This is a genomic window from Nonomuraea sp. bgisy101 (assembly GCF_057708945.1).
In genome coordinates this window covers 1-13,006 of the sequence record NZ_JBYITD010000061.1, presented here as the reverse complement: position 1 = coordinate 13,006, position 13,006 = coordinate 1, and the positions used below count along the sequence as shown (strand labels likewise).

The 13,006-nt window shown below is 70.6% G+C and carries 12 protein-coding genes; 2 read left to right on the top strand and 10 right to left on the bottom strand.

The genetic code is table 11. The features are described from left to right. Positions 1-5 precede the first annotated feature (5 nt). From AC3EO4_RS52940 to AC3EO4_RS52900, 9 genes are all read right to left on the bottom strand, one after another. Positions 6-1,205 carry an MFS transporter gene (locus AC3EO4_RS52940; protein ID WP_431903976.1) on the bottom strand — a complete coding sequence of 400 codons (1,200 nt, stop codon included), beginning with the start codon at positions 1,203-1,205 and terminating at the stop codon, positions 6-8. Next, positions 1,202-1,633, bottom strand: a complete 432-nt coding sequence (locus AC3EO4_RS52935; protein ID WP_431903973.1) for a chromate resistance protein ChrB domain-containing protein — start codon at positions 1,631-1,633, stop codon at positions 1,202-1,204. Before AC3EO4_RS52935 ends, AC3EO4_RS52940 begins: the two co-directional genes overlap by 4 nt. Then, complete coding sequence (locus AC3EO4_RS52930) at positions 1,630-2,133, bottom strand: Chromate resistance protein ChrB (RefSeq protein WP_431903971.1); 504 nt, start codon at positions 2,131-2,133, stop codon at positions 1,630-1,632. Before AC3EO4_RS52930 ends, AC3EO4_RS52935 begins: the two co-directional genes overlap by 4 nt. A 155-nt stretch (positions 2,134-2,288) precedes the next feature. After that, positions 2,289-3,476, bottom strand: a complete 1,188-nt coding sequence (locus tag AC3EO4_RS52925; protein ID WP_431903968.1) for an MFS transporter — start codon at positions 3,474-3,476, stop codon at positions 2,289-2,291. Then, positions 3,473-4,039, bottom strand: a complete 567-nt coding sequence (locus AC3EO4_RS52920; RefSeq protein ID WP_379582136.1) for a Chromate resistance protein ChrB — start codon at positions 4,037-4,039, stop codon at positions 3,473-3,475. The genes AC3EO4_RS52925 and AC3EO4_RS52920 overlap by 4 nt, the downstream gene beginning before the upstream one ends. Before the next feature lie 441 nt (positions 4,040-4,480). After that, entirely contained in the window at positions 4,481-5,881 is a 1,401-nt protein-coding gene (locus tag AC3EO4_RS52915; RefSeq protein WP_379582134.1) for an ABC transporter ATP-binding protein, read from the bottom strand. Next, positions 5,878-6,672, bottom strand: coding sequence for an ABC transporter permease (locus AC3EO4_RS52910; protein ID WP_379582132.1), 795 nt, complete (start codon positions 6,670-6,672; stop codon positions 5,878-5,880). Before AC3EO4_RS52910 ends, AC3EO4_RS52915 begins: the two co-directional genes overlap by 4 nt. Further along, positions 6,669-7,616: an ABC transporter permease gene (locus tag AC3EO4_RS52905; protein WP_379582130.1), complete on the bottom strand. Its 948-nt coding sequence runs from the start codon at positions 7,614-7,616 to the stop codon at positions 6,669-6,671. The genes AC3EO4_RS52910 and AC3EO4_RS52905 overlap by 4 nt, the downstream gene beginning before the upstream one ends. Continuing rightward, positions 7,601-9,160: an ABC transporter substrate-binding protein gene (locus AC3EO4_RS52900; protein ID WP_431903963.1), complete on the bottom strand. Its 1,560-nt coding sequence runs from the start codon at positions 9,158-9,160 to the stop codon at positions 7,601-7,603. The genes AC3EO4_RS52905 and AC3EO4_RS52900 overlap by 16 nt, the downstream gene beginning before the upstream one ends. A gap of 50 nt (positions 9,161-9,210) precedes the next feature. On the opposite strand from AC3EO4_RS52900, the gene AC3EO4_RS52895 reads away from it, so the two are divergent. Together AC3EO4_RS52895 and AC3EO4_RS52890 are read left to right on the top strand one after the other, a co-directional pair. Continuing rightward, the gene (locus AC3EO4_RS52895; RefSeq protein WP_431903960.1) at positions 9,211-10,536 is read left to right on the top strand and encodes an MATE family efflux transporter; all 1,326 of its coding nucleotides are present in this window, start codon (positions 9,211-9,213) and stop codon (positions 10,534-10,536) included. A 768-nt stretch (positions 10,537-11,304) separates the two neighbouring features. Further along, on the top strand, positions 11,305-12,156 hold the full coding sequence (locus AC3EO4_RS52890) for an SAM-dependent methyltransferase (protein WP_431903957.1): 852 nt from the start codon (positions 11,305-11,307) through the stop codon (positions 12,154-12,156). Positions 12,157-12,583: 427 nt separating this feature from the next. Here the strand turns inward: AC3EO4_RS52890 and AC3EO4_RS52885 are convergent. After that, positions 12,584-13,006 (bottom strand): hypothetical protein (locus tag AC3EO4_RS52885; protein ID WP_431903955.1); only part of this gene is annotated, 423 nt, incomplete at its 5' end.

Sequence of the window (13,006 nt, the reverse complement as noted above, 5' to 3'; positions counted from 1 at the left end):
CCTCATCAGGGGAAGCGTTGTTCGGCGGGCAGGCGGACGGACCGGAACATCCGCCACAAGGTCAGGTCGTAGGCGGTCTTGGCGGCTCCCGCGATGACGAACGGGAGCGCCAGGCCGAAAGGCAGGATCAGCCCGGCCAAGGCGGGGCCGGCCGGTCGGGTGAGGTAGCGCGCGGTGTTGGTGACGGCCGCCGCTGCGGTCCGCTCCTCGGCGGGGACCAGGGCCATCACGTACGCCTGCCGGGTGGGCACGTCCATCTGCGACAGGCAGGCCCGCGCCATCAGCAGCGCGATCGCCCCACCCAAGCCGGGCGCGAACGGGACGGCAGCCAGCAGCAGGTTGGACGGGATGTGCGTGAACACCATCGTGCGCAGCAGCCCGACCCGCGCCGCCACCAGGGGCGCGGCCAGCAGGGACGCGGTCTGCAGCACCCCGAGCACGGCGAAGGTGATACCGATGGTCTGCGTGGTGGCACCGTAGCGCAAGTTCAGCCAGTAGCCGAGGTAGGCCTGCACCACGAAGCCGCCGGCGAGGCTGTCCACCGCGAACAGCGCGGCCAGCCGCGCCACCGGCCCGCGCGAACGGGCCAGCATCCGGGTGCGCGGCAGCCCCGCGAGCGGGGCGGGCGCCTCGACGCTCGCGGGCAACCGAGCAGCCAGCACCACACCGGCCGTCCCCACGACGGCCAGGACCCCGCCGAGCAGCCGCCGATCCGCCGGCAGCGCACCGAGCAGCGCACCCACTGTTCCCGCGACGGCGGCGACCGCGTTGTACAGGCCGAAGCCCCGCACCACCTCGCGCTGCGGACGCCCGGTGCTGGCCAGCATGACCTGCTCCAGCGTGGTGAACGGCCCTGACTCCATCACCTCGACCGATAGCGCGCCGGTCATGGCCACCGCCGCGAGCAGCCAAGGCGGCGCTCCGAACGCGATGACGATCCCTGCGCAGACCAAGGCCCCGTACAAGGCGGCGTAGGTCCGGCGGCGACCGGCACGGTCGCCCCACCGCGCCAGCGCGAGGCTGGCAATGAGCGTGCCGACCAGGATGGCCGCCAGCATCAGCCCCACCTCGGCAGGTGTCAGGCCGTCGAGCCGCAGGATCGCGCCGAGCTGGACGGCCGCGATGCCGTACCCAAGACCGCGCAGCGCCTGCGATATCAGCAGCAGGCCGACCACGCCGCCAGCCACGCCGACGGCCGGGCTCATGCCGGTTCCCGCCCCAGCAGCAGCGCGCGCCGATGAAACTCATACAGGCCGTCGAAGATCGGCCCGGTGATCTCCAGCACCCGATCGTCGTCGCAGATCATCGACAGCCCACGCAGGATCACGTCCACGCCGCGCGCCTCGGGAGCGTCGAAGCGCTCGTCGTCGATGTCGGCCTCGTGCACGATCTCGGCGACCTTCCACAACACCGGGTCATCGAGCTCGTAGCGGCGCAGGATCGTCTCGAAGCTGCAGTCGTGGCCGTGATGCGACAACTCGGCCCCGCGCATGTCGAACGGCGTGGCGTCAGCGGGCACCGCTGCGGGATCGTCGACGAACACGAACATCGGCTCGGGATCAAGATGGCGGCGGATCAGCCAGGCGCACGCGGCCCGGTCGATGTGCACGCCGGCGCGTGTGGCCCACCTCATCGCACGGCCTCCGGGCTGGCTTCGGCCAGCGCCCGCACCGCGCGCTGCGCGGCCTCGCGCTCGGCGGGCGGGAAGTAGTCGCGGCGGCCGATCCTGCGCAGCTCGGCCTGCAGCCGCTTCAGGGCGCGGCTACGCTCACCGGGCCGCGCCCGGGCCGCCGCCTCGGCCTGCTCGAGCACCGCCCGGTACTCCGCCGCCCGCGCCTGGCGCATCTCGGCGGCGATGGCCTTCTCCTGCGCCGCGCTGCTAGCGGCGGCCAGCCACACGGTGGAGCTGCCGCCCACCTCGCCGATCTCCTCGGCGAGCCAGTCGATCTGCTCCCGGGTCCGGGCGTCGGCGGGCAAAGCCACCAGCCCGTCACCCAGCCGCGCCACGCCGAGCCGGTCCAGCTTGCGCCAGATCGTGATCCGCAACGTCGAGGGCTGGCGCGGGATGCGATACGCCAGCAGCACCCATTGCCCGGCCGTGCCTGTCACCGTCGCCTCCACGCCATACCCCACCCCTCAAGCGTAACCCCAGTTACAGTAACCATGGTTGCACCTCATAGGCAACCGAGAGGTGACGCCCTGGGCGTGCCCGCGAAGCGGGTTGCTTGATCGATCGGCCAGAAGATCCACCGCCAGGACAGCCCAGGTCCGCTTTCCGCCGTGCGCGTCTACTGCTGTGCGAGGATCGTGCGGCGGCGCGCGGTCAAGTGGAGGAGCGGGCCGACTGCCAGGAGTGCGGCGAGGGCGGCGAATCCGTAGGTGAGAGTGGATGCTGTGGCGACGGCGGCAACCAGGAGGGGGCCTCCGGCGTCGCCGAGTTCGCGGCCGAGTTCGGCTGATCCCATGGTCTGGCCGAGCCGTTCGGGCGGAGTGACGGCGGCGAGGGCGGCGAAGCCGAGTGGGGTGATCAGGCCGCTTCCGGCGCCGATCAGGGTCGCACCCGTGAGGACGCCGGTCAGGCCGGGGAGCATGGCGCAGCCGAGACCCGCAGCGGTGATCGTGAGTCCGGTCGCGAGTCCGGTGCGGGTGGTGATGCGCCCGGTGTCCAGGGCTCGCCCCGCATAGGGCTGGACGAGTGCGGCGGTGGCGGCCAGGACGGAGACGGCCGCGCCGGTGGCCACGGTGCCGAGTCCGGCGGCGGCGCCGGAGACGGGCAGGAAGCCGACGCCGACGGAGAGTGCGGCGGTCGCGCCCGCCAGGGCCGCGGTGGGGGCGAGGAAGGTGCGGGAAGTGAGGCGGCGGGCCAGGTCAAGCACGGTCTGGCGGGACTTGGGCAGTGGGGCCAGGGCGGGGACGGCGAGCGCGGCCCAGGCGGCGACGGCTACAGCCAGAACGGCCATGACGGTGAACAGCAGGCGCAGTCCGCCGGCCCAGACCAGGACGCCGCCGAGGAGGGGGCCGAGGGTGTAGCCGATGGACTTGTAGAAGCCGTAACTGCCGAACGCCCGGCCGTGCTTGGCGGCCGGGTTGAGCCGGGCGACCAGTGCGGAGGCCGAGGGGGAGAACGCCGAGGCGGCGGCGCCCTGGCCGAGCCGTGCCGCCCACAGCCACCCGGGACTGTCCGCGACGGCATACAACACGGAGGCGGCAGCGAAGGCGACCAGCCCGCCGAGCAGCACGGGTTTAGCGCCGATCTTGTCGGCGAGGGTGCCGAAGACCGGCTTGAGGACTACCTCGGCGCCGTCGTACAGGGCGAGCAGGCCGCCCAGGACGAGGAGGGAGGTGACCGCGTCGTCGGAGAAGCCGCCGAGGTTGGCGGCGATACCGTGCGCGCCGAAGGCGGTGGTGAACCCGGCCGCGTACAGCGGCCACATCGCCCGCCCCCGCCCGGCACCGGCGGTGTCGTGGGCGGTCACGCGTCCGCCCCCTCGTTCTGGTGCAGAGCGGTGAAGACCCGTTCGGCGTAGTCCTCGCAAGCGGCCGTGCACTGCTTGAGGCGTTCCGCGGCCTGGGCCGCATCGGGTGCGCCGAACACGTCGCGGGCCGTCAGGTCCCGGTGCCAGCGGCGCAGGCGCTCCAGGCTCTGCTCCTCTTCCTCCAGTTCGGCCAGGGTGAACTTGCCGATCCGGATTTCCTTGGCGATCTCCGCCTCGAACTTGCCGCAGTCGGCGAGGAACTCCGTCCAGTCCTCCGAGCGCGCGGCGGTGAACAGCGCCTCGAAGCGTGCCTCATCCTCGGCGGAGCGCCCGAACGCGTGCAGCGCCACTGACTGGCCCTCGGCCCGCTCGGTCAGCTCGACAGCCCGGCGCACGCCGTCGGCGAAGACCGGCACGTCCGGCACTGCCCAGATGCCCTGGCCCAGCGAGAGCGCGCCGACCTTACGCAACTCCCGCCAGACCGCCACCCGGTGCCGCGACGGATCGGCGGGCAGCTTGATGAGGAGGACGAGCCACCGTCTCCGTGCTCCATTCTTTGCCACGCCGAAGAATGTAGCAGGCGTTACATTGATTCATGGTTGGTGGGGGAAGCAGGAGGCAGCCGGGGGTTATCAGGAAAGGTGGGAGCAGCCTCGACTGGGTCTGTTCCCAGTTGAGATCAGGAGGGCAGGTCAGAGGCTACGGATCCACATCAGGGCGCCCCCCGGAAGTGGAGGCCAGCGAGGTAGCCGGTGGGAGTCTTGTCGTAGCGGGTTCGAGAGCTGATTCTCGGTACCGCCCGCCCCGCGTGGCCGCGAGCCTGTCGCGGCACGCCAGGACGCCGATCTACCCCGACCGACACGACCCTGAGTGACCGCGCACCCTGCAGTCCTGCGAACGCCGCGGCGGCGAACACCCCTCACCATGTCGGACTGGGTGAAGGTCAGCTCCCCCGCGGTGTTCACCAGGAAGCCCCCGCATTTCGGGAAGCGCACCCAAGGTCGCTACGGAATCCTTTCCAAGTGCTCCTCACGGGTGCCGATCGACACCACTCCGTCGGCGTACTCCTGGACCAGCCGAAGATCGTGGGAGGCGAACACCACAGCCATGCCCCGCGTCTGCCGCAACCGGGTAAGCAACTCCATCACCGCCCGCGCTATATCGCCGTCCAGGGCCGAGGTGATCTCGTCACAGACCAGTACGTCGGGTTCGGCGGCCAAGGCGCGCGCGATGGAGACCCGCTGCCGCTGGCCGCCGGACAGCTCGTGCGGGTACCGGTCGGCGTGCTCGGTTCCCAGGCCGACCTGTTCCAGCAGGTCGGTGACCCGCCCTGGTACGGCGGTGCGCGGGCAGCGGCGGTGCAGGCGCAGGGGGCGCGCCAGCGCGGCGGACACCGTGGTGGAGGGGTTAAGCGCGCCCATCGGGTTCTGCGGCACGAACTGCACCCGGCGGCGCTGGTCGCGAGCGCGCCTGCGTACGTCCGCGTGAAGGGCGACGTCGTCCAGGGTGACCGTGCCGCCCGAGAACGGGTGCAGGCCTACCAGCGCACGCAGCAGCGTGGTCTTGCCCGATCCGGATGGTCCCACCACGCCCACCGCGGTTCCGTAAGGCGCGTGGAGGTCGACGTCGCGCAGCACCGGCAGTCGCCGGACGCCGACGTGAGCGTCCAGTCTGCGGGCCCGTAATCCCGTCTCCTGCGACGGGATCGCGTGCCGGTTGAGCGGCGTGCGTTCGGCTGGTGGGCGAGCCGCCCGGCTGGACAGCTCGACCACCTCATCGGCCAGCTGCTCGACCAGCTCCCTGTCGTGGCACGACAGCACCACGGCGAGGCCGCGCTCGGTGGCCAGGCGGCGCAGGAGTTCACCGATCTCGTCGCGCAGGGCGGGGTCGAGCCCGGCCGTCGGCTCGTCCAGCAGGAGCAGGTCGGGTCGGCGGGCCAGCGCCCTGGCCAGGGCGACCCGGCGCTGCTGACCGCCGGACAGCTCTCCGGCCCTGCGTCTGAGCAGCCCTGCTACGGCAGGCAGGCGCACCTCGTCGAGCAGCCGGACCACCTCCCCACGAGAGCCGGTCTCGGCGATCAGGGCGGCCACGCGCATTCTCGGGTTGAGCGCCGAGCCCGGATCCTGGCCGACGTAGGCGACGCGGGTACGGCGCAGCTCGCGCAGGTCCGCCGCTTCGCAACCGAGCACGTCCACGCCGAGCACCTGGACGGTGCCTGCCCGGCGGTCCGTGCCGGGGGGAAGGTCGCCGATCAACGCGCGCAGCAGGGTGGTCTTGCCCGAGCCGGAGGCGCCCACCAGTGCGAGGACCTGCCCGGGACGGGCGGTGAGGCAGACGCCTGACAGCAGCTCGCGCCCGTTGGTGGCGGCTATGGTCAGGTCGGCGACTTCGGCATGGGGTGTCATCGGACCGCCACCTCTCTGTTGCCTGCCTTGGGGGCGAGGGCGTGGGCCGCGATGTTGACGCTCATCGCCAGCAGGCCGATCGCGATGCCCGGAGCCAGCACGGCCCAGGGGTTGAGCACGATGCCCGCGCTGTTCTCGCGGATCATCAACGCCCAGTCAGCCGCTGGGGGCTGCGGACCGACTTGGAGAAATGCCGCGGTGGAGACCACGTAGACCGCGGCGACGAAACGCAGGCCGAACAGGGCGAGGACGGTGGAGCGGAGGTTCGGCAGCACCTCGCGGACGATCAGGTGCCAGGTCCGCTCGCCGCCGGCCAGGGCAGCCTCGACGTAGCCGGTGGCCACGACGGGCGCGGCCGCCGCGGTCATGAACCGCACGGCGTACGGCGTGCCGAGCGCGACCGCCACGGTCACGAGCGCGACGTGGCCGCCCGCCGGCCAGGATTGGGTGACCAGCAGGATGCCCAGCACGGCCGGCAGCAGCATGAGCACATCGGCCACCTGGTCGACGAACCGGCCGAACGCGGGCCGCAGTGCCCCCGCGACACCGACGACAGCCGCGATCGCGGTGACGAGCAGCGCCACGACGAGGGAGGCGATGACCAGATCGCGGCCGCCGTACAACAGCCTGCTGAGCACGTCGCGGCCGAGCTGATCGCCTCCGAGCAGCGCCCCATCCATCCCGGCCGGGCCGTACGGGATCGTGACCGGCTGGTCCATCGGCTGCGGGGCAAGCAATGGCCCTCCGACGGCGACCAGCGGCAACACCAGCGCGGACAGGAGACGCTTCACAGGCGGCCTCCCGCTGCCCAGGCTCGGATCAGGTCGGCGACGAGCAGCACGCACGTGATCGCCACGCCAGTCAGCGCCACGACGCCCGCGATGATCGGGGTGTCCCGGTCGGCCACCGCGCCCGCGAGCAAGGCGCCGACCCCCGGATAGTTGAAGATCGTCTCTACCGCTACCGCACCGCCCAGCAGCATGCCGGTGGAGGTAGCCGCTCCCGCCGCGATGGTGGGAAGCGCACCAGGCAGCAGATGGTGGGTGAGGATCCGGCGGGGACGCACGCCATCGAGGACGGCCGCGCTCACATGCGGAGCCCTGGCCTCGTCGGCGAGGGCACCGCGGACGATCCGAGCGTTCCATCCGACCTGTGGGATCGCGAGCGCCAGCACCGGCAGGACCACCATGGTCCAGGAGGCGGGCGCGCCGTCAGGTCCCGCCAGCGTGGCCGCAGGCAGCACGCCCGCCCACAGGGCGAACACCAGCACCAGCCCCGCGGCGATCACGAACTCGGGCAGGGCGAGCACGACAGTGGCCGACGCGGAGATCACTCGATCGGTCACCGACCCCGGACGCAGTGCGGCCCCGCAGCCAAGGATGAGGGAGAGTGCAACCGTGATCGCCAGGGCCAGCCCGCCCAGGAGCAGCGTGTTGGGCAGGGGCCCGGCCAGCAGGCGTGAGACATGCTCGCCGCGCGCGGAGACGCCGAGATCGCCGGTCGGCAATCCGGCCATCCAGTGCAGGAAGCGCACGGCCACCGGCTGGTCCAGGCCGAGCAGGACACGCCGTCTGGCGACGTCCGCGGCGCTCTCCCCGCGATCGGCGGTCGCGTCCGCGGCATCGCCAGGAAGTGCTTCGATGACGGCGAAGACCAACGCGAGCAGCGCGGCGAGCAAGGCGACCCGGCGGGCGAGCAGCCCGCCGAACCGCAGCGCCGTCAGTGCGCCAGCCATACCCGCTCGAGCTGCACTCGTCCGTATCCGGGCAGCGTGGGCAGGTCGCGCACGGTGGGGCCGGCCAGGTCGATGCCGTCGGCCATGCCCCACAGCAGGTAGCCGGAGCGCTCGTGCTCGATCTCCTGGAGCTTGCGCAGCGCCTGCGCCCTGGTGGTCTTGTCCAGGGTGCCCACGGCCTGCTTGTAGACCTGGTCGAACTCGGCGTCGCTCCACGCCGACTCGTTCTGTCCTGCGCCGGCCAGCAGGAGCTTGCTGGCGAAGAACAGCACGGAGTCGTTGGTGCCCCAGTAGGTGGTGTAGAGGTCGCCCTTGAGCCAAGTCTTGTCCCAGAACGCTCCGGAGTCCTCCTTGACGACCTTGATCTGCACGCCTGCCTCACGCACCTGGGTGGCGAACAGCGCCGCGGACTCGGCCAGACCGGAGATGTCCTCGGTGGTGCGCAGCTCGTAGGTCTTCGACAGGTCGAACCCGGCCTCCTGCAGCAACTGCTTGGCCTTGGCCAGGTCGCGGGCGCGCTGCGGCAGGTCTTTGGCATAACCGGGGTCGCCGGTGCCGAGCACGTCGTTGGCGACCTTGCCATAGCCGCTGAGCACCTGCTTGACCATGGCCTCGCGGTCGACGGCCAGCCGCAGCGCCTCGCGGACCTTGGGGTCGGCGAAGGGGCTGCCCTCCGCGGTGCGCATGACGATCGGCATCGCCATGTCGTCGGGCCTGCGCAGCACCTGGACGTCCGGCCGGGAGGCGGCGACGCGGGCGGCGACGGCGCCCACGTTGGAGGCCAGATCGATCTGCCCGCCCAGCAGGGCATTGGCCATGGCCTGCGGGCTTTCGAAGATCTTCACCTCGATCGCGTCGAGGTACGGCTTGCCCCCGTGCCAGGTGTCGTTGCGCACCAGCCGGGCATTGCCGTCGCGGTACCAGTCGAGCTTGAACGGCCCGGTGCCCGGGGCGCCCGCGACCTCCGTGGTGCCCTTCTTCAGCACGAACGTGGTCAGGCGCAGCATCAGCGGCAGGTCGGCGTTCGGATAGTCGGAGGTCAGCACCACGGCGTCGCCGTCGGCCTTGATGTTGTCCACCTTGATGCCGGGCAGACGGGCGGCGCCCGCCGGGGTCTCCCGCAGCCGCCGCAGCGACCAGACGACGTCCTCGGCGGTGACGGGCGTGCCGTCGTGGAACCTCGCTCCCTGCGCCAGCGTGAAGCGCCAGGTCGTGACGTCCGCGTCGGCCTTCCAACTCGTGGCCAGGCGAGGAGCGGTGTTCTCGGTGGCACCCGGCACGGTCAGCGTGTCGTAGAGCAGGCTGATGATCAGATAGTCGCTCTCGTTCGCCTGCGTGCCGTGGGGGTCGCGCGTGATCGCGTTTGCCCGGCCCAGCGCGCCGATCCGCAGGGTGCCGCCACTGGCGGGCTTGCCCTGAGCCGGCTGCGCCGCGGGCTTGGTGTCGTTTCCACCGCCGCAGGCCGCGAGCAAGGCCACCAGGCCGGCGCCTCCGGCCGCCATGAGAAGCTGACGCCGACTCAGGTCCACTTTGTCCCCATCCATGGTGATATTTTATTTAGGTTTGCCTACCCTAAAAGGAAAGAAAACGCAACGTGACGACGCCTGCGCTCCGCCACGACGTTCGTGAGCTCGCCACGCTCGCCGTACCGCTCGCCCTCACCCAGCTCGCCCAGGTGGCCCTGACCACGACGGACACCGTCATGCTCGGGTTGCTCGGAGTGGAGGCGCTGGCGGCGGGCGGCTTGGCCATGGTCATCTTCAACCAGCTCCGCACCATGGGCGTCGGGCTGGTGACCGCGGTCGGCAACCAGGTGGCCGCCGCGCACGCCCGCGGGGAGGATGTCGGCGGCCTCGTGCGTGCCTCGTTGGCCCTGGCGACCATCGCCGGGGTGGTGGGCGGCGCGCTCATGGTGCTGATCGGCGAAGGCGTCGCCGCGTTGGGCCAGGATCTCGCCGTGATCGAGCGGATGCGGCCCATGCTGTGGGCGCTCGCCCCTGGGCTCGTGCCGTGCCTGTGGTTCCAGGCGATCCGGCAGTTCACCGTCGGCATGCGCCGCCCCCAGGCGCTGCTGCGCATCACGCTCGTCTCGATCGTGGTGAATCTCGCGCTCAACGCCGCTCTCATGACCAGCCTCGGCCTGGCTGGCATCGGCATCGCGACCAGCACCGTCTACCTGCTGACCTTCCTGGCCCTGTACGGCTCCGCGCGGCGCGACCCGGAGCTCGCGCCGATGCTCGACCTTCGCGCCTGGAGGGCCGATCCGGCCACCCTGCGCAAGCTCACCGGCCTCGGCGTGCCCATCGCGGCCACCTACGGCTCGGAGGCGGGCTTCTTCTCCGTCATCGCTCTGCTCGTCGGCACCTACGGCACCGCCGCCCTGGCCGCGCACACCGCCGTCAACCAACTCGTCTACATCGTCTTCCAGGTCTCGGTAGGCCTGTCGCACGCCGCCTCGATCGGAGTGAGCCGGGAGGCTGCCCTCGCTCAGCCGGAATCGGCGTGGCGCATCGCCCGCGCCGCGCTGGCCTGCGGCGCGGGCGTGATGGCCGTCGTGGCGGTGCTCTACCTCGCGACGCCGGAACTCATCCTGCGCCCGTTCCTGGACGGCGGCGACGGTACGGCTCTGCGCATCGCGACGAGCCTGATCATGGTGGCGGCCGTCATGCAGTTCGTCGACTGCGCCCAGAACATCGCAGTGGGGTTGCTGCGCGGGCTCGACGACACCAGGAGCGGCTTCCGGCTGACCCTCTTCGGCTACTGGATCGTGGGACTGCCCGCCGCGTGGCTCCTTTCAGGGCCGGCAGGGCTGGGCATGGTGGGTACGTGGCTCGGTCTGTTCGCCGGACTCACCGCCACCGCGGTGCTCCTACTGAGGCGATTCGCGCAAGCCCTCTCCCGCGCCAGCGCACCGGCCTGATCGTCAATAGTGGATGCTGAGCAGGTACGCTCCGTGCGGCTCGTTGTAGAGCCCGATGGTCATCATCTGGGTGATCTTGAGGCCGTGTCGCAGGCAGCGCTGCAGGAGCGCGCTGTCGCTCACTGTCGCTCACTGTACGAGGACCCTCGGGCCGCCGAAGACCGTGGCCGAGGCGATGAGCGCCTTGAGAACTTTGGTGGTCTCGCCTACCTCGTGCGAGAAGAAGGCCAGATCCGTGACGTAATGCGGCGGTCGCCGACCCGCAGCACCGGCGCGAGCTCGTGATACCGACGTCGTGGCAGGTCGCCTCGGGGATGCGGGCTAGGCCGGCAGGGCCGAGACGCCATTCCAGATGGTTGCGTTCGATGACGATCGCGCCCAGGATCTCACCGTCGGCCGCCTGCTGGAAGTGCGGGCGCGTGGCCACCAGCCGAGCGTCGCGGGCGACCGCGACGGCGGCTCGTCAGGTCGTCCATCGTGGCTCCTCTTCGGTCCTCCTGGTACTTTGTAGTACCGAGTACCACTACACAGTAGCACAGAGTAGTGAACCAATGCCTTGCCAGCGAGCGGGGAGCGCGACAGCAAGGCCGCCTGGCTGACCATGCTCGCGCGCAGCAAGCAGCACTGGGCAAAGAGCCTTGATTCCGATCGCCGAGCGGGCCGCCCACCCGTACCCGCTCCGGCGGCGTCCCGGTCGCCCGTGAGGCCTTCGCCCATGGCGCGCGGCTCATCCTCGACAGCATGGAACGGGAACCACGCGCCTGCACGTTGATCCGGCGAGGCAATTTCGTGCGGAGAGGCCCGCGTATGCGCGAAAAGCGAGCAGCGTCCATCGGCATCGACTCCTGGACCCCCAACGGCGCTCGGATCTGCGACTATCTCCTGGGTGGACGGGAGAACCGCCCTACCGACAGGGCCGCCGCCAACCGGATGCTGCAATCGAACCCCGCCGCCAGGAAAACCGCTCAGGCCAACCGCGCGTTCCTCGGCAGGGTCGTCAGCCATTTGGCGAGTGAGGTGGGGATCGGTCAGTTCCCCGACATCGGCTCCGGGCTGCCGACACGGCGCAGCGTGAACGAGGTCGCCCAGGAGATCAACCCCGATGCCCGGATCGCCTACGTGGATCAGGACGCCGCGGCGATCCGGCACAGTCAGGCGATCCTGGCTCGCGACGGGGTGCGCAACGTCATCGCTTTCCAGGGGGACCTTCGCAAGCCGGGCCGTATCCTCGACTCTCCCCGGATCGCCGGATTCCTGGACCTCAGACAGCCGGTCGCCGTCCTGATGCTGGCGGTGCTGCATTTCATCTCCGACGAGGAGGACGCGCACGGCGTCGTCCACCACCTCGGTGGCGGGTTGGCGCCGGGCAGTCACATCGCGATCTCCCACACCGTCGACGAGTCCCCGCCCGAGGTCGATGCCGCCGTGCGGCACGGCTTCCAGTTCGTGGGCGCTGCGCTGACGCCACGGCCGAGAGCCGAGATCGATCGCTTCTTCGAAGGGTTCGAACTGTTGGAGCCGGGAGTGGTCGATGTGTGCGATTGGCGGCCTGACCCCTTGATCGACGACTCCACGCTGGGCGGACGCATCATCGTGGGCGGCGTGGGAGCCTGCCCCTAGCGGGTGGCCAGAAGCCAGTCGGCGATGTCGGCCTCCACCATCGGGCCCACGTGTTGCGCCCGCGTGTAGTCGGCAGGCGTCGAGGGCCTTCCGCGGGCGAAAGAATGGGGGATCGTCGGTGTCGGAGACCCGGGTCGCCATCGCCGCTTTCCCCGAACTGAGCGGACAAGCATGGAGGCTCCGCGAATTTCGGGCACTGCGGGCTCTGCGGGGCCAGAGTCTCTACGCTTGAGGGTCCGGTACGCCGAGGTCCCGTTGGCCGCAGGTCCCGTACGCCGCGTGATCCTTTGCGTTTGGTGTTGGGCTAGGTCGCGTCGGACGGGATGAGACCGCGGGCTGAGGGTCTGGTGGGCTTGATGATGTGACCGGGCTGTTGGACTCGACCGCGTCGGCGGATGATCTCAGCCCGGCCGTCACGTCAGTGCATTTACGCTTGAGGTGGTTGCTCAGCACCTGGTGTGGCTCGGGCGTCTTCTTCCTCCAGCCGAACATAGCCCGCGCCGTGAACGGCCACACCCAAGATCGCGCCCACCAGGATCGCGATACCGGCGATCGGCATGATGTGCCAGAAACCGGCGACCACTCCGACGAACCCGAGCCCCAGCGCAACCTGCTGCGCCACCAGCACGACAACGGAACTCGACATGCGCCTCCGATAGGTTTCCTGCCGGTTCAACACGATAAGAGCAGACAACAGCGGGATGGCCAAGGAAAAAGCGATCACGCAGATCATGGCGGACAGGTCGAGGGAAGCGGCTCCCGAGGTCAGGAACGGCTGCACAAAGACGGCGCCAACGCCGATCAAGCCGCCGTACATCAGATTGTTCTGCCGGAGGGACTCCTCCTGCAG